Source organism: Leclercia sp. CFBP8987, assembly GCF_034044995.2.
Lineage (GTDB): Bacteria > Pseudomonadota > Gammaproteobacteria > Enterobacterales > Enterobacteriaceae > Enterobacter > Enterobacter tamurae.
The window spans coordinates 1,380,291-1,397,209 of sequence record NZ_CM188255.1; the positions used below are offsets into that span (position 1 = coordinate 1,380,291).

The 16,919-nt window shown below is 61.4% G+C and carries 14 protein-coding genes; 10 read left to right on the top strand and 4 right to left on the bottom strand.

Features of this window, described 5'->3' with window-relative positions:
* Positions 1-15: 15 nt before the first annotated feature.
* Complete coding sequence (locus SOM40_RS06550; RefSeq protein ID WP_320530730.1) at positions 16-1,299, bottom strand: putative acyl-CoA thioester hydrolase; 1,284 nt, start codon at positions 1,297-1,299, stop codon at positions 16-18.
* Positions 1,300-1,523: 224 nt separating this feature from the next.
* Here SOM40_RS06550 and hutI point away from each other — a divergent pair, with 224 nt between their 5' ends.
* From hutI to hutH, 5 genes are all read left to right on the top strand, one after another.
* Positions 1,524-2,747, top strand: a complete 1,224-nt coding sequence (gene hutI / locus SOM40_RS06555; protein ID WP_320530784.1) for an imidazolonepropionase — start codon at positions 1,524-1,526, stop codon at positions 2,745-2,747.
* Positions 2,744-3,682, top strand: coding sequence for a formimidoylglutamase (gene hutG, locus SOM40_RS06560; RefSeq protein WP_320530729.1), 939 nt, complete (start codon positions 2,744-2,746; stop codon positions 3,680-3,682). The genes hutI and hutG overlap by 4 nt, the downstream gene beginning before the upstream one ends.
* Positions 3,683-3,726: 44 nt before the next feature.
* Positions 3,727-4,461 carry a histidine utilization repressor gene (locus tag SOM40_RS06565; protein ID WP_106992405.1) on the top strand — a complete coding sequence of 245 codons (735 nt, stop codon included), beginning with the start codon at positions 3,727-3,729 and terminating at the stop codon, positions 4,459-4,461.
* Positions 4,462-4,586: 125 nt separating this feature from the next.
* A complete protein-coding gene (gene hutU / locus SOM40_RS06570; RefSeq protein WP_320530728.1) occupies positions 4,587-6,272 on the top strand; it encodes a urocanate hydratase in 1,686 nt (561 codons plus the stop codon).
* Positions 6,272-7,792, top strand: a complete 1,521-nt coding sequence (gene hutH / locus SOM40_RS06575; protein ID WP_261642351.1) for a histidine ammonia-lyase — start codon at positions 6,272-6,274, stop codon at positions 7,790-7,792. The genes hutU and hutH overlap by 1 nt, the downstream gene beginning before the upstream one ends.
* Positions 7,793-7,885: 93 nt before the next feature.
* Here hutH and SOM40_RS06580 read toward each other — a convergent pair whose 3' ends face one another.
* Together SOM40_RS06580 and bioA are read right to left on the bottom strand one after the other, a co-directional pair.
* Positions 7,886-8,362 carry a kinase inhibitor gene (locus tag SOM40_RS06580; RefSeq protein WP_320530727.1) on the bottom strand — a complete coding sequence of 159 codons (477 nt, stop codon included), beginning with the start codon at positions 8,360-8,362 and terminating at the stop codon, positions 7,886-7,888.
* A 44-nt stretch (positions 8,363-8,406) separates the two neighbouring features.
* On the bottom strand, positions 8,407-9,696 hold the full coding sequence (bioA, locus tag SOM40_RS06585) for an adenosylmethionine--8-amino-7-oxononanoate transaminase (RefSeq protein ID WP_414672292.1): 1,290 nt from the start codon (positions 9,694-9,696) through the stop codon (positions 8,407-8,409).
* Between the two features lie 87 nt (positions 9,697-9,783).
* Between bioA and bioB the strand changes: the two genes are divergently transcribed.
* Genes bioB through bioD form a run of 4 tightly spaced genes read left to right on the top strand, consistent with a single transcriptional unit; the run spans position 9,784 to position 13,435 of the window.
* Positions 9,784-10,824 carry a biotin synthase BioB gene (gene bioB / locus SOM40_RS06590; protein ID WP_166181901.1) on the top strand — a complete coding sequence of 347 codons (1,041 nt, stop codon included), beginning with the start codon at positions 9,784-9,786 and terminating at the stop codon, positions 10,822-10,824.
* Positions 10,821-11,978 carry an 8-amino-7-oxononanoate synthase gene (gene bioF / locus SOM40_RS06595; protein WP_320530726.1) on the top strand — a complete coding sequence of 386 codons (1,158 nt, stop codon included), beginning with the start codon at positions 10,821-10,823 and terminating at the stop codon, positions 11,976-11,978. The genes bioB and bioF overlap by 4 nt, the downstream gene beginning before the upstream one ends.
* Positions 11,962-12,717 (top strand): malonyl-ACP O-methyltransferase BioC, encoded by a 756-nt coding sequence (bioC, locus tag SOM40_RS06600; RefSeq protein WP_320530725.1) that lies wholly within the window; start codon positions 11,962-11,964, stop codon positions 12,715-12,717. The genes bioF and bioC overlap by 17 nt, the downstream gene beginning before the upstream one ends.
* Positions 12,710-13,435 carry a dethiobiotin synthase gene (gene bioD / locus SOM40_RS06605; protein WP_320530724.1) on the top strand — a complete coding sequence of 242 codons (726 nt, stop codon included), beginning with the start codon at positions 12,710-12,712 and terminating at the stop codon, positions 13,433-13,435. The genes bioC and bioD overlap by 8 nt, the downstream gene beginning before the upstream one ends.
* Here bioD and SOM40_RS06610 read toward each other — a convergent pair.
* Positions 13,374-14,072: an ABC transporter ATP-binding protein gene (locus tag SOM40_RS06610; RefSeq protein ID WP_261642362.1), complete on the bottom strand. Its 699-nt coding sequence runs from the start codon at positions 14,070-14,072 to the stop codon at positions 13,374-13,376. The two genes, bioD and SOM40_RS06610, sit on opposite strands and share 62 nt — an antisense overlap.
* 745 nt (positions 14,073-14,817) lie before the next feature.
* Between SOM40_RS06610 and uvrB the strand changes: the two genes are divergently transcribed.
* Complete coding sequence (uvrB, locus tag SOM40_RS06615; RefSeq protein WP_106992415.1) at positions 14,818-16,833, top strand: excinuclease ABC subunit UvrB; 2,016 nt, start codon at positions 14,818-14,820, stop codon at positions 16,831-16,833.
* Positions 16,834-16,919 lie beyond the last annotated feature (86 nt).

Here is a 16,919-nt window from a genome sequence, read left to right on the forward strand (position 1 = left end):
CTTTTTGCTAAAATCTTACTGCTTCGGTTCTGCGATCACTTTGCTACCCACACCGCGGTTGTTGTATTCCCACATGCGGTTGAAGTTCGCCTCGTTGAAGTTACGCTGCACGTTGCCTTTGTCATCCACCGCACCGGTATTACCCGCGTACGGACGCTGAGAGACAGCCGCGTTGCCCCATGGTTTTGCCATGTTGAAGCCTTCGTTGATCACGCTGTCGCGGATCACCACCTGGCCGTTAGTGGCAGAATCCACATCCAGCGAGCGGCCCAGCTGTGCCACACCGTCACCCATTGCGGTAAAGCGACTGTTCACCGCCAGGAAGCCGTAGAACATGTTCGACAGAGTGGCTGGCGCAAAGACATAGCCTTCCTGTTGAGTACGGCTGTTCATTACGCGGAAATCGGTGTTATCAAACACCACGGCACCGCGCCCGGAGACAATATCCACATCGCCTTCGATGTAGCTGTTGGTGACCAGCGTACGGGTGATGCGGTTGTTTTTCAGGGTGTTCTCAACGCCACTGTTGGTGACGAAGAAGGTGTTCTGACGACCCAGAATATTCACCTTGTCGATCTGCACCTGATCGCCGTCGCTGCGTAGGGCTACCGCCTGGTGGTTACCGGCATCAACGCTGTCACCCAGATTGTTTTCAATCGTCAGGTTCTGCAGCTGCAGGCCGGTGTTCTGCGACCAGAAGACCGCAGAACACATCACGCCAACGGTGGCGCTGTGCTTGCTCTGGCAACGGTCAAACATGTACCAGGCCGGTTTACCCGGCATGTATTTACCGCCCGGGTTAACCAGACGACGCCAGGTGGCGGTATCGATTTCGGAGTCGATCGCCAGACCAATTTTCACATCAATCGGTTTTTCGCCCGTCCCGTACAGGGTCACGCTACCTGGTGCGGCAGGCACATACACGGTGCCTTCGTATTCGCCTGGTAAAATGGCGATGTACTGACGGGAGCTGCTGTGCTTAGCAATGGCTGCGTCAACCGCCGCCTGAATGGTGGTATGCGTAACACCCTGGGTTCCCGCCGGGCCAACCACAAAGTTTGGCTGTGCAGGCAGTCGAATAGCGTACGGGCTCCACGGCGTCGCGTTAGGATCCATGGCCGTAAAGTAGCGAGCCTGCTGGAAGTTTTTCGCTTCTTCGGCAGAAAGGATCGGGCGGGAAGCCGTGCCAGGTGCAGCCTGCTCTGAAGGCAGTTGATCCGGCGGAGTAGAGCTGCACGCAGACAACGTCACGCCAAATGCGAGCGCCAGCGCCAGACGAGAAATCCTGGAAATGTTCAAGGGAAAGCTCCTGCTAAGCATATCAATAGGGGGATAACCGAAATAGCCTGCTTTTTTATACTAAGTTGAGCGAAACGGGAAGATTAAAAGGCAAAAAGTTACTTTTTATTCCCACGCTTAGCGGTAAAGTTGTCACAAATAAATAACAATTTCGGTAAAGGCGATTGACAGGGCGACGGGAATGAAAATAAATGTCTATACAACTCATGACAAGCGGAAGCCCGATGCTGCAACTTCATCCCGACGACGTAGTCTGGCGTAACCTGCGCCTTGCGACCCTGGATCCCGACCACGGCACACCTTATGGCCTGCTGGAGAACCGGGCGTTAATCGTGCGCGGTGAGACCATCCTGTCGATCGTACCTGACGCCGACCTGCCTCAGGATCTCCCCAATGCCATCGATTTACAGGGGCGGCTGGTCACGCCGGGCCTGATCGACTGCCACACCCACCTGGTGTTTGGTGGCGACCGGGCCGCCGAGTGGGAGCAGCGGCTGAACGGTGTCTCCTATCAGACCATCAGCGCCCAGGGCGGCGGGATTAACGCCACGGTGACCGCTACCCGGGAGAGCACGCCGGCGCAGCTTGAGCAGCTGGCGCAGCAGCGTTTACAGCGGCTGATGCGCGAAGGGGTCACCACTATCGAAATCAAATCGGGTTACGGCCTTAACGACGAAACGGAAGAGAAGATGCTGCGCGTGGCCCAGCGTCTGGCTCAGACCAACCCCATTGAGATCAGCCCGACGCTGCTGGCCGCCCACGCCGTGCCGAAAGAGTATCGTCAGGATCCGGATGCGTACATCGCCCACGTGTGCCAGCACACCCTCCCGCAGCTGTGGGAGAAAGGCCTTTTCGACGCCGTGGATGTCTTCTGCGAGAACGTCGGTTTTACCCCTGAACAGAGCGAGCGGGTATTCCAGGCGGCACAGGCCCGGGGGATCCCGATTAAAGGCCATGTCGAGCAGCTCTCAAACCTCGGCGGCACCGCGCTGGTAAGCCGCTATCACGGGTGGTCTGCGGATCACATTGAATATCTCGATGAAGCCGGGGTATGCGCGATGGCGCAGAGCGGCACCGTGGCGGTGTTGCTGCCCGGCGCATTCTATTTCTTGCAGGAGCGCCAGCGCCCGCCGGTTACCCTGTTGCGCCAGCACGGGGTGCCGATGGCGGTTGCTACCGACTACAACCCCGGCACCAGCCCCTTTGCCAGCCTGCATCTGGCGATGAACATGGCCTGCGTCCAGTTTGGTTTAACCCCCGAAGAGGCGTGGGCAGGGGTGACTCGCTACGCCGCCCAGGCGCTGGGTCGCGGTGCCACGCACGGCCAGCTGAAAGCCGGGTTTGTCGCCGATCTGGCAGTCTGGGATGCGAAAAGCCCGGTGGAGATGGTGTATGAGCCGGGGCGTAATCCGCTTTATCAGCGCGTATTCAGAGGAAAAGTCCAATGAGCCTGTGGCAGCCGGTAGCACCTGATATCTGGCAGGGGCGCGACGACACCCGCGAGGCCAGCAACGCGCTGCGCCTGTTCCAGACCGTGCAACTTAGCGATTCGCCACATCCGTCTGGGGAGGGTATCGCCCTGATCGGCTTTGCCTGCGACGAAGGGGTCAGACGCAACCAGGGCCGGACCGGTGCGGCGCAGGCTCCGGACCTGTTACGCCGTGCGCTGGCGAACATGGCAAGCCATCAGGGCCACGCGCGGTTAACCGACATGGGTAACATTCACGTGGAAGGGGAGTCGCTCGAGCCCGCCCAGCAGGCGCTGAGCGAGACGGTCACCGCCTGCCAGCAGTCCGGGATGCGCACCCTGGTCTTCGGCGGTGGACATGAGACCGCCTGGGCCCACGGCCGCGGCGTGCTGGATGCTTTTCCCAACGAGCGGGTGGTGATTATCAACCTCGATGCGCATCTCGATCTGCGACATGCCAGCCAGGCGACCTCCGGGACGCCGTTCCGCCAGCTGGCGCTGTACTGCGCCGAACAGCAGCGTGAGTTTCACTATGCCTGCCTCGGCGTCAGCCGGGCGGCCAATACCCAGGCGCTGTGGGATGAAGCGGTCCGACTTAACGTCACTCTGGTGGAAGATCTCGACTTCCAGCAGCAGGCGCTGCCGGTGCTGGAAAGCACCCTCAGTCATGCCGATCGGGTCTATCTCACCATCGACCTCGACGTGATGCCTGCCGGGGAGATGCCCGCCGTGTCGGCACCTGCCGCACTGGGGGTTCCGGCCCGGGATCTGCTCCCGGTCATCGAGCGAATCTGTCGCAGCGGCAAACTGCAGGCGGCAGATCTGGTGGAATTGAACCCCGGTTTTGACCGCGACGGCCAGGGAGCGAAGCTCGCCGCCCGACTGGCCTGGCAAATAGCTCACTGGTGGGCGTAAAGCCTGTATATACTCGACTTTTTATCACGGCTTAAGGAATTGCTATGTTCTCTCGCGCCCCGCAGCAGCAGGCCAACACGCCAGCCCCTTTCTATGAAAAGGTCAAACAGGCGATTAGCCATCAGATCGCCACCGGCGTCTGGCGCCCGCACGATCGCATTCCGTCCGAGGCAGAGCTGGTGGCACAGTTCGGCTTTAGCCGGATGACCATCAACCGCGCGCTGCGGGAGCTGACCGATGAGGGGCTGCTGGTGCGTCTGCAGGGGGTGGGCACCTTCGTGGCCGAGCCAAAAGGGCAGTCGGCGCTGTTTGAAATTCGCAGCATTGCCGACGAGATTGCCTCCCGCAACCATCAGCACCGTTGTGAGGTGCAGTTCCTCGAAGAGACCCAGGCCAGCGCCGCACAGGCGACGGCGTTGAACGTCAAAGAGGGAACACGTATCTTCCACTCCCTGATGCTGCATTATGAAAACGACACCCCGGTACAGATCGAGGATCGCTGCGTCAATGCCGCGCTGGTGCCGGATTACCTGCTTCAGGACTACACCGCCACCACGCCCCATGCGTATCTGTCGCTGGTCGCGCCGCTGACGGAAGGGGAGCATATCGTTGAGGCGGTGCGCGCTACCCCGCAGGAGTGCGAGCTGCTGCGCATAAAAGAGCAGGACCCCTGCCTGCTGATCCACCGCCGTACCTGGTCAGCCTCGCACATTGTGTCCCACGCCAGACTGCTGTTCCCGGGTAACCGCTACCGGCTGCAGGGTCATTTCATGTCATAAGCCAAAAGCGTGATTGCTGACGCAATATAACAAAAATGTATCTAAATTGTTAAAACCAGCCTTGTGTGCACTTGTCTATACAAGTATATCTTACTGTATATTCTGTCCCCAATGAGGAGCACACAATGTCGTCAGGAAAGTATCGCCAGCAAGAGATCCGCGCCCCCCGTGGCACCACGTTAACGGCCAAAAGCTGGCTCACCGAAGCCCCGCTGCGCATGTTGATGAACAACCTCGATCCCGACGTGGCGGAAAACCCGAATGAGCTGGTGGTGTATGGCGGGATTGGCCGCGCGGCGCGCAACTGGGCCTGCTATGACGCCATTGTCAAATCCCTCACCGAACTGGAAAACGACGAAACCCTGCTGGTGCAGTCCGGCAAACCGGTCGGCGTGTTCAAAACTCACGAAAACGCCCCGCGGGTGCTGATTGCCAACTCCAACCTGGTGCCGCACTGGGCCACCTGGGAACACTTTAACGAGCTGGATGCGAAGGGGCTGGCGATGTATGGCCAGATGACCGCCGGGAGCTGGATCTACATCGGCAGCCAGGGCATCGTCCAGGGTACTTACGAGACCTTTGTCGAGGCCGGTCGCCAGCACTATAACGGCTCCCTGAAAGGGCGTTGGGTCCTGACCGCGGGCTTAGGCGGTATGGGCGGCGCACAGCCGCTGGCGGCGACCCTGGCGGGGGCCTGCTCCCTGAACATTGAGTGCCAGCAGAGCCGCATCGATTTCCGTCTGCGTACCCGTTACGTCGATGAGCAGGCCGACTCCCTGGATGACGCCCTGGCGCGCATTAACAAATACACCCAGCAGGGCAAAGCGGTCTCGATTGCCCTGTGCGGCAACGCAGCCGATATCCTGCCGGAAATGGTGGCCCGCGGCGTGCGTCCGGACCTGGTCACCGACCAGACCAGCGCCCACGATCCGCTCCACGGCTACCTGCCCAAAGGCTGGAGTTGGGAAGCGTACCAGCAGAAAGCGCAGCAGGATCCGGAAGGCACCGTGCTGGCGGCGAAGCGTTCGATGGCCGAGCACGTCAACGCGATGCTGGCCTTCAGCCAGCAGGGTGTTCCGACCTTCGATTACGGCAACAACATCCGCCAGATGGCGAAAGAGATGGGCGTCACCAACGCCTTTGACTTCCCGGGCTTTGTTCCCGCCTATATCCGTCCACTGTTCTGCCGAGGGATCGGCCCGTTCCGCTGGGTGGCGCTCTCCGGTGATCCGGAAGATATCTACAAAACCGACGCCAAAGTGAAAGAGATTGTCGCCGATGATGAGCATCTGCATCACTGGCTGGACATGGCCCGGGAGCGCATTAGCTTCCAGGGGCTGCCGGCGCGTATCTGCTGGGTCGGGCTGGAGTGGCGCCAGAAGCTGGGCCAGGCCTTTAACGAAATGGTTCGCAGGGGTGAAGTCTCCGCGCCAATCGTCATCGGTCGCGACCATCTCGACTCCGGCTCGGTTGCCAGCCCGAACCGCGAAACCGAAGCGATGCAGGACGGCTCCGACGCGGTCTCCGACTGGCCGCTGCTGAACGCGCTGCTCAACACCGCCAGCGGCGCGACCTGGGTCTCGCTGCACCACGGCGGCGGCGTCGGGATGGGCTTCTCCCAGCATGCCGGGATGGTGATCGTCTGCGACGGCACCGATGAAGCCGCGGCCCGTATTGCCCGCGTCCTGCACAACGATCCGGCGACAGGCGTAATGCGCCATGCGGATGCCGGGTATGACATTGCCATCGACTGCGCGAAAGAGCAGGGCCTGAACCTGCCGATGATCGCTGCGACACAAGGACAGCACTGATGAACGCCTTAACCCTGACCCCCGGTACCCTGACACTGGCCCAGCTGCGCCGGGTCTGGCAACAGCCGCTCCAGCTGACGCTCGACGAGTCGGCCCATAAAGCGATTAACGACAGCGTCGCCTGCGTTGAAGCCATTGTTGCCGAAGGGCGCACCGCCTACGGGATCAACACCGGTTTTGGCCTGCTGGCGCAAACGCGCATCGCCACCCATGATCTGGAAAATCTGCAACGTTCGCTGGTGCTGTCCCACGCGGCGGGCGTTGGCGAGCCGCTGGACGACGACATTGTGCGCCTGATGATGGTGCTGAAAATCAACAGCCTGGCGCGCGGTTTCTCCGGCATCCGCCTGAGCGTGATTCAGGCCCTGATTGCTATGGTCAATGCCGGAGTGTACCCGTGGATCCCTGCCAAAGGCTCGGTCGGCGCGTCCGGCGACCTGGCCCCGCTGGCGCACATGTCCCTGACCCTGCTCGGGGAGGGTAAAGCCCGCTACCGTGGGGAATGGTTACCGGCCACCACCGCTCTGCAAAAAGCGGGTCTGGCTCCGGTGACGCTGGCGGCGAAAGAGGGGCTGGCACTGCTGAACGGCACCCAGGCCTCCACCGCCTTTGCGTTGCGCGGCCTGTTTGAAGCCGAAGATCTGTTTGCCTCGGCGGTGGTCTGCGGGGCGCTGACCACCGAAGCGGTGCTCGGCTCCCGTCGTCCGTTCGACGCGCGCATTCATGAGGTGCGTGGCCAGCGCGGACAGATTGACGCTGCGGCGCTGTTCCGCCACGTCCTGACCGACACCAGCGCCATTGCCGAGTCGCATCATAACTGCGACAAGGTGCAGGACCCGTATTCCCTGCGCTGTCAGCCCCAGGTGATGGGTGCATGCCTGACCCAGATGCGCCAGGTGGCGGAGGTGCTGCTGGTGGAATCCAACGCTGTTTCCGATAACCCGCTGGTATTCGCCGCGGAAAACGAAGTGGTCTCCGGGGGCAACTTCCACGCCGAACCGGTGGCGATGGCGGCGGATAATCTGGCCCTGGCAATTGCCGAGATTGGCGCGCTGTCGGAGCGCCGTATCGCCCTGATGATGGATAAACACATGTCGCAGCTGCCGCCGTTCCTGGTGCGCAATGGCGGGGTTAACTCCGGGTTTATGATTGCCCAGGTCACCGCCGCCGCGCTGGCGAGCGAGAACAAGGCTCTGTCGCACCCGCACAGCGTGGACAGCCTGCCGACCTCGGCGAATCAGGAAGATCATGTCTCGATGGCCCCGGCGGCAGGTCGCCGCTTATGGGAGATGGCGGGCAACACCCGCGGGGTGCTGGCGGTGGAGTGGCTGGCGGCCTGTCAGGGGGCGGATCTGCGCGATGGTCTGACGTCGAGCCCACTGCTGGAGCAGGCGCGGCATATCCTGCGGGAGCAGGTGGCGCATTATGATGACGACCGCTTCTTTGCCCCGGATATCGAGGCGGCGATTAGTCTGCTGAATAAAGGCAGTCTGGTCGGGTTGTTACCGGCCTTCCTGTAAAAACACGCCCGGTGGCGCTGCGCTTACCGGGCTTACAAACGACAAAACGCGATCGTAGGCCGGGTAAGGCGCAGCCGCCACCCGGCGGTTTTTTTACGAATACATCGCTGTAATCGACGCGCTGCCCAGGGTGTGGAAATGGACGTTAAAGCCTACCATCGCGCCGCTCGCCTCTTCATCCACCTCTATTCTCTCCACATTCAGCGCATGCACCGTGAAGATATAGCGATGGGTTTCGCCTTTCGGCGGGGCCGCGCCGCCGTATCCCGCTTTACCAAAGTCGGTACGGGTTTCAACGGCACCCTCCGGCAGCGCCACCAGCGAGGAACCGGAGCCTTGCGGCAGCACGCGGGTATCGGCGGGAATATTGGCGACAATCCAGTGCCACCAGCCGGAGCCGGTAGGGGCATCCGGATCGTAGCAGGTCACAACAAAGCTTTTGGTGCCCGACGGCACCTCGTCCCACGCCAGATGCGGGGAGATGTTATCCCCCTCGTAACCCATGCCGTTAAACACATGGCGCAGCGGAAGTTTATTGCCGTCGCGCAGATCCTGACTGATAAGTTTCATCCTGTTTCTCCGTAATGAGCTCTGCCAGAAGTGTAACCTATAAACTAACGCGTAAAGTGCGCAGGCGCCTGAACGGCATCCACCACCGCCCGGGTCAGCTTGCTGAGCTGGTCCGGGCGAATCACATACGGCGGCATCAGATAGATTAACTTGCCGAACGGCCGTACCCAGACGCCGCGCGCCACGAAGAAGCGTTGCAGCGCCGCCATGTTCACCGGATGGGTGGTTTCGACAACGCCGATTGCCCCCAGCACCCGCACGTCGGCGACAAACTCCGAATCCCGCGCCACCGCCAGCTCCTCCTGCAACTGAGATTCGATGGCGGCCACCTGATCCTGCCACTCGCCGCTCTCCAGCAACGCCAGGCTCTCGCTGGCGACCGCGCAGGCCAGCGGGTTGCCCATAAAGGTCGGGCCGTGCATAAAGCAGCCTGCTTCACCGTTGCTGATGGTCTCCGCCACCTGACGGGTAGTGAGGGTAGCCGACATCGTCATGGTACCGCCGGTCAGGGCTTTGCCGAGACAGAGAATGTCCGGGGTGATGCCCGCGTGCTCGCAGGCAAACAGCTTGCCGGTACGCCCGAAGCCGGTGGCAATTTCATCGGCAATCAGCAGAATACCTTCCCGGTCGCACATCCTGCGAATACGCTTCAGCCACTCGGGATGGTACATGCGCATCCCGCCCGCGCCCTGCACGATGGGCTCGAGGATCACCGCCGCAATCTCATGACGGTGGGCGGCCATCAGGCGGGCAAAGCCGACCATGTCCATCTCATCCCACGCGCCGTCAAAGCGGCTCTGCGGCGCCGGGGCGAAGAGGTTTTCCGGCAGATAGCCTTTCCACAGGCTGTGCATCGAGTTGTCGGGATCGCACACCGACATCGCGCCAAAGGTATCGCCGTGGTAGCCGTTGCGGAAGGTGATAAATCGCTGGCGACTTTCGCCCTTCGCGTGCCAGTACTGCAGGGCCATTTTCATCGCCACTTCCACCGCCACCGAGCCGGAATCGGCCAGGAAGACGCACTCCAGCGTCTCTGGGGTCATCGCCACCAGCCGACGGCAGAGATCCACTGCCGGTTGATGGGTGATCCCGCCGAACATCACGTGCGACATGCGGTCAATCTGGGCTTTCATCGCCGCGTTGAGTCGGGGGTGGTTGTAGCCATGAATGGCCGCCCACCAGGAGGACATACCGTCCACCAGCTGTTCGCCGCTGGCCAAAGTCAGCTCGCAGCCGTGCGCTTCCGCTACCGGATAGACCGGCAGGGGCTGGGTCATGGAGGTGTAGGGATGCCAGATGTGTTGCCGATCGAAGGCGAGATCGTCCGTTGTCATAATCGACTTGTAAACCATTTTGAAAACATTTAGGTTTACGAGTATAAACCGAACCCATCCTGAACTAAACCCCTTTGGAGACGCCCCATGGCTCACCAGGCTCGCTGGACATTGTCGCAAGTCACTGCATTATTTGAAAAACCCCTGCTTGAACTGCTGTTTGAAGCGCAGCAGATCCACCGTCAGCACTTCGACCCGCAGCAGGTTCAGGTCAGCACCCTGCTGTCGATCAAGACCGGGGCCTGCCCGGAAGACTGCAAATACTGCCCGCAAAGCGCGCGCTACAAAACCGGTCTCGAGTCCGAACGCCTGATGGAGGTGGAGCAGGTGCTGGAGTCGGCCCGTCAGGCGAAAAACGCTGGTTCGACCCGCTTCTGCATGGGCGCAGCCTGGAAAAACCCGCACGAGCGTGACATGCCGTATCTCGAGCAGATGGTGCAGGGCGTGAAGGCGATGGGCCTCGAAGCCTGTATGACCCTCGGCACGCTGGACGATACCCAGGCCCAGCGCCTGGCTTCGGCGGGGCTGGATTACTACAACCACAACCTCGACACCTCCCCGGAGTTCTACGGCAACATCATCACCACCCGTACCTATCAGGAGCGCCTGGACACGCTGGACAAAGTGCGCGATGCGGGGATTAAGGTCTGCTCGGGCGGAATTGTCGGCTTAGGCGAAACGGTGACCGATCGCGCCGGTCTGCTGCTGCAGCTGGCGAACCTGCCGACCCCGCCGGAGAGCGTGCCGATCAACATGCTGGTGAAGGTCAAGGGCACCCCGCTGGCGGACAACGACGACGTCGACGCCTTTGATTTTATCCGCACCATTGCGGTGGCGCGGGTGATGATGCCAACCTCGTTCGTACGCCTCTCGGCGGGCCGCGAGCAGATGAACGAGCAGACCCAGGCGATGTGCTTTATGGCCGGGGCTAACTCCATCTTCTACGGGTGCAAGCTGCTCACCACCCCGAACCCGGAAGAGGACAAGGACGTGCAGCTGTTCCGCAAGCTGGGACTGAATCCGCAGCAGACCGCGGTGCTGACCGGCGATAACGAGCAGCAGCACCAGCTCGAACAGCAGCTTTTCAACGCCGATACCGACCAGTTCTATAACGCGGCGACGGTATGACCTGGCAACAACGCATCGATGCCGCCCTCGACGCACGCCGGGCGGCAGACGCCCTGCGCGTGCGCACCCCGGTGGAGAACGGCGCCGGGCGCTTTCTCATCCGTGAGCAGCGGCGGTACTGCAACTTCTCCGGCAATGACTATCTCGGTCTGAGCCAGCACCCTGAGATTATCCGCGCCTGGCAGCAGGGTGCGGAGCAGTATGGGGTGGGCAGCGGCGGCTCCGGCCACGTCAGCGGCTACACCCACGCGCATCAGGCCCTGGAGGAGCACCTTGCCGGGTGGCTCGGCTACCCGCGCGCGCTGCTGTTTATCTCCGGCTTTGCCGCCAATCAGGCGCTGATTGCCGCCCTGACCGGCAAAGAGGATCGCATTGTCGCCGACCGCTTAAGCCACGCCTCGCTGCTGGAAGCCGCCAGCCATAGCCCGGCCCAACTCCGGCGCTTCGCCCATAACGATGTCGCCCAGCTGGACTCGCTGCTGGATAAACCCTGCGACGGACAACAGCTGGTGGTGACCGAGGGGATCTTCAGCATGGACGGCGACAACGCACCGCTGGGTGTGATTCATGCGGCGGCCCAGCTCCGGGGCAGCTGGCTGCTGGTGGACGACGCCCACGGCATCGGCGTCACCGGGCCGGAGGGGCGCGGAAGCGCCGCCAGCCAGGGCGTGAAGCCAGAACTGCTGGTGGTGACTTTTGGCAAAGGCGTCGGGGTCAGCGGGGCGGCAGTGCTGTGCAGCGACGCCGTTGCCGACTACCTGCTGCAGTTCGCCCGACATCTGATCTACAGCACCAGCATGCCGCCTGCCCAGGCGGTGGCGCTGCTGGCGGCGTTTAACGTTATTCGCAGCGACGAGGGCGAAATGCGTCGCCAGCGGCTGGCAGCTTTGATCGACCAGTTCCGCGCGGGCGTGCGCGATCTGCCGGTGCAGATCACCGCCTCGCAGAGCGCCATTCAGCCGCTGATCGTCGGCGAAAACGCACGCGCCCTGCACCTGGCGCAGAGGCTCAGAGAGCGGGGGATCTGGGTAACGGCCATTCGTCCCCCCACCGTCCCGGCGGGCACGGCGCGCCTGCGCCTGACCCTGACGGCGGCCCATCAACCGGCGGATATCACCGCGTTAGTGGAGGCGCTGCATGTCGCAGGTGAATAAACAGGCGATTGCCGCCGCCTTCGGCCGGGCGGCGCAGAGTTATTCCCGCCACGATGCACTCCAGCGGCAAAGTGCCGACGGGCTGCGGGCCTTTCTGGCAGAGACCCGGTTCGCCAGCGTGCTGGATGCTGGCTGCGGCCCGGGGAGCAACAGCCTGGCATGGCGCCAGACCGGGAGCGTTGTGACGGCGATGGATCTCTGCGCCCCGATGCTGGAGGAGGCGCGCCGCAACCAGGCCGCCGACAGCTATCTGCAGGCCGATATCGAAGCCATTCCGCTGGCCGATGCGCAGTTCAGCCTGGTCTGGAGCCATCTGGCGGTGCAGTGGTGCGCCAGCCTGCCCCGGGCGCTGGCCGAGCTCTGGCGGGTGACGCAGCCGGGGGGCAAGGTGGCTTTCACCACGCTGCTCAACGGCTCGCTGCCGGAGCTGAATCAGGCCTGGCAGGCAGTGGACACCCAGCCGCACGCCAACCGCTTTCTGAGCGGGCAGCAGGTGAGCGATGCCCTCTCCGGCTGGCAATACCGCTGTGCGGTTCAGACCGTCACCCTGCTGTTTGACGATGCGCTTAGCGCCATGCACTCCCTGAAGGGGATCGGCGCCACCCATCTGCACGCCGGGCGGGCCGATAAGCCGTTAACCCGCGGCCAGCTGCAGCAACTGGCGCAGGCCTGGCCTCAGCAGGCGGGAAAATTCCCGCTCTCTTATCAACTTTTTCATGGAATTATCGAACGTGACTGAACGTTATTTTGTCACCGGTACCGACACTGAAGTCGGTAAAACCGTCGCCAGTACCGCCCTGTTACAGGCCGCACGAGCGCTGGGCCGCCACACCGCTGGCTACAAACCGGTGGCCTCCGGCAGCGAGATGACTGCGCAGGGGCTGCGCAACAGCGATGCTCTGGCATTACAGCGCAACAGCAGCCTGGCGCTGAGCTACCCGGCGGTGAATCCCTATACCTTCGCCGAGCCGACGTCGCCGCATATCGTCAGCGCTGACGAGCAGCGGCCCATTGAGTTTGCCACCCTCTCGGCAGGATTGCGGGCGCTGGAGATCCAGGCTGACTGGGTGCTGGTGGAAGGGGCGGGCGGCTGGTTCACGCCGCTGTCCCAGGAGCAGACCTTCGCCGACTGGGTGATGGCCGAGCGCCTGCCGGTGATCCTGGTGGTGGGGGTGAAGTTGGGGTGTATCAACCACGCGATGCTGACCGCGCAGGCGATCCGCCAGGCGGGGCTGCATTTTGCCGGTTGGGTGGCGAACGGGGTGGTAGTGCCCGGCAAACGCCATGCCGAATACATGGCGACGCTCAGACGCGTGCTCTCCGCGCCGCTGCTGGGGGAGATCCCCTGGCTGGGCGAGCAGGCCGACACCTCAGCCGTCGGGCAATACCTCGACCTTACTGCGCTGACGCCGTCGGCCCCATCCAGTGGGCAATCAGCGGGTCATCCAGCTCGCTGACCCGGCCCTGCGCCACGTTTCGCCCCCGGTAAAGCAGGCAAAAGCGATCCGCCACTCGCCGGATCAGGGAGAGGTGCTGCTCGGCCAGCAGCACCGATAGCCCGAGCTCCCGGTTGAACCTCAGCAGCAGCTGCGCCAGCTTGACGGTAAACAGCTGCCCGGTGCCGCGGCTGGGCTCGTCGAGGATCAGCAGGCGAGGGCGGGTCACCAGCGCATTCGCCAGCGCCAGCTGATACTGCTGGTCGTCGTTCAGGCCGGAGGCCCGCAGCTGGCGCAGCGGGTATAGCTCCGGGAAAAACTCAAAAACGTCGCGGCTCAGCGACCCGCCCGCGATGCCTTTCGCCATCTGCGCGATATGCAGATTCTCCTCCACCGTCAGTTGCGAAAAGATCCGCCTGTCCTGCGGCACAACGCTAATTTCCGTCCCGGCCTGGTGTACTGCACCGGGAGCCTCGTGCCAGACCATGGTACCGCTGGCGATAGGCAGCAGGCCGGCAATACAGCTCACGAGGGTGGTTTTCCCCATCCCGGGTAGCCCGACGACGCCGGTGCAGACGCCAGGAGGGAGATCGAGGTCAACATTCCACAGGGTGTGGCGATCCCCGTAATACTGATTTACGGCGCGCAGGCTTAACATGGTAATGCTCCTTTTCAGGTAACGGCGACCTTGATACTCTGCAAGACTCTTGCCACTGCCCGGGAAACGGCGATTAAAGCTCCTTTTTTAAGAATTGGCTCAAAAATCAGCACGACGAGGCCCGAACCCTGCACCGCGTCGGGGCCCTGAATGAGGTTGCTGGTGCAGGTGCTATTTTGGTTAAAATGTGAGTAGTGCCTCACCAATTCTTTCGCTGTTTTTTGTCATAAGATCGCCATAATTGGGTGATAAAAATTTTTTACCGCCCCGCTGTGGGTAAAAACCGGGAACGGGCCGAGTCACGTTCCGTATGGGCTGGAGGCAGTTATCCACTATTCCTGTGGATAACCATGTGCATTAGAGTTAGAAAACACAGGGTAAGCGAGAGAATACGCGGCCTGCGCCTGAATTGCTGCGAAACGCGTCTTTTTGAAAACTTTAATGCAGATCAACGCTTTAAATAAAAGCAATCATTGTCATCAAAGTGTCAATTTGATCGGCTACTGTCCGGCGGCTCGCCTTGACAAATGTTAAAAAACAAAAAATTCTGGGGATAACCGACCCCTGTTGGAATTTTATCCCGTTACAGCCGAAATTTTACGCAGCTTCGCTTGATTCCTGCTGGTGGTGGCACAAAATGGCGCGGATGCTACTGGGTTTATATCCAGTATAAATTACTGGCAAAAATAGCCATGAGGAGTAAAATTACACACCTGCCGTATTAACCATCATCAGGTCGCCGTTCATGAGTAAACCGTTCAAACTGAATTCCGCTTTCCGTCCTTCCGGCGATCAGCCTGAAGCGATTCGCCGTCTGAAAGAGGGGCTGGAGGATGGGCTTGCACACCAGACGCTGCTGGGGGTGACGGGTTCGGGTAAAACCTTTACCGTCGCCAACGTGATCGCCGATCTGCAACGGCCGACGATGGTGCTGGCGCCTAATAAAACCCTGGCCGCGCAGCTGTACGGCGAGATGAAAGAGTTCTTCCCCGATAACGCGGTGGAGTACTTCGTCTCGTACTACGACTACTACCAGCCGGAAGCCTACGTCCCGAGCTCTGATACGTTTATCGAAAAAGATGCCTCGGTGAACGAGCATATCGAGCAGATGCGTCTCTCCGCGACCAAAGCCCTGCTCGAGCGTCGTGACGTGGTGGTGGTGGCTTCGGTGTCCGCCATTTACGGCCTCGGCGACCCCGATCTCTACCTGAAGATGATGCTGCACCTCACCCAGGGGATGATTATCGATCAGCGCGCCATCCTGCGCCGTCTGGCGGAGCTGCAGTACACCCGCAACGATCAGGCGTTCCAGCGCGGTACCTTCCGCGTTCGCGGCGAGGTTATCGACATCTTCCCGGCGGAGTCGGACGACTTCGCGCTGCGCGTGGAGCTGTTCGATGAAGAGGTGGAGCGACTGTCGCTGTTTGACCCGCTGACTGGCCACGTGGAGTCGATTATTCCGCGCTTTACCGTCTACCCGAAAACCCACTACGTCACCCCGCGCGAGCGCATCGTGCAGGCGATGGAAGACATCAAGGTTGAGCTGGCGGATCGCCGCAAAACGCTGCTGGATAATAACAAGCTGCTGGAAGAGCAGCGCATCAGCCAGCGTACCCAGTTTGATCTCGAGATGATGAACGAGCTGGGCTACTGCTCCGGGATCGAAAACTATTCGCGCTATCTCTCTGGCCGTGGGCCGGGCGAGGCGCCGCCAACCCTGTTTGACTACCTGCCGGCGGATGGCCTGCTGGTGGTGGACGAATCCCACGTCACCATTCCGCAAATTGGCGGGATGTACCGCGGCGACCGGGCGCGTAAAGAGACTCTGGTGGAGTATGGCTTCCGCCTGCCGTCAGCGCTGGATAACCGTCCGATGAAGTTTGAAGAGTTTGAGGCGCTGGCGCCGCAGACCATCTACGTTTCCGCGACGCCGGGCAACTACGAGCTGGAGAAATCGGGCGACGAAGTGGTGGATCAGGTGGTGCGTCCCACCGGCCTGCTGGATCCGATTATTGAAGTGCGTCCGGTTGGCACCCAGGTGGACGATCTGCTGTCAGAGATCCGCGCCCGGGCATCCATCAACGAGCGCGTGCTGGTCACCACCCTGACCAAACGCATGGCGGAAGATCTTACCGAATACCTCGAGGAGCACGGCGAGAAGGTGCGCTATCTGCACTCGGATATCGACACCGTGGAGCGTATGGAGATCATCCGCGACCTGCGTCTTGGCGAGTTCGACGTGCTGGTGGGGATCAACCTGCTGCGTGAAGGGCTGGATATGCCGGAAGTGTCGCTGGTGGCGATTCTGGACGCCGACAAAGAGGGCTTCCTGCGCTCCGAGCGCTCGCTGATCCAGACCATCGGTCGTGCGGCGCGTAACGTTAACGGCAAAGCGATTCTCTACGGCGACAAGATCACCCCGTCGATGGCGAAAGCGATCGGCGAAACCGAACGCCGTCGCGAGAAGCAGCAGCAGTACAACGAAGAGCACGGCATCACGCCGCAGGGGCTGAACAAGAAGGTGGTGGATATCCTTGCGCTCGGCCAGAACATCGCCAAAACCAAAGCGAAGGGCCGCGGCAAGTCACGTTCACCGGTGGAGGCCGATACCGTTGCTCTGACGCCAAAAGCGCTGCAGCAGAAAATTCACGAGCTGGAAGGGCAGATGATGCAGCATGCGCAGAACCTGGAGTTCGAAGAGGCGGCGCAGATCCGCGACCAGCTGCATCAGCTGCGGGACCTGTTTATTGCGGCGTCCTAGGTAAAAGCAAAATGGCAGCCTTCGGCTGCCATTTTTAGGGTTTGCACCTTCTCCCTGTGGGAGAAGGCCGGGATGAGGGCATCAGG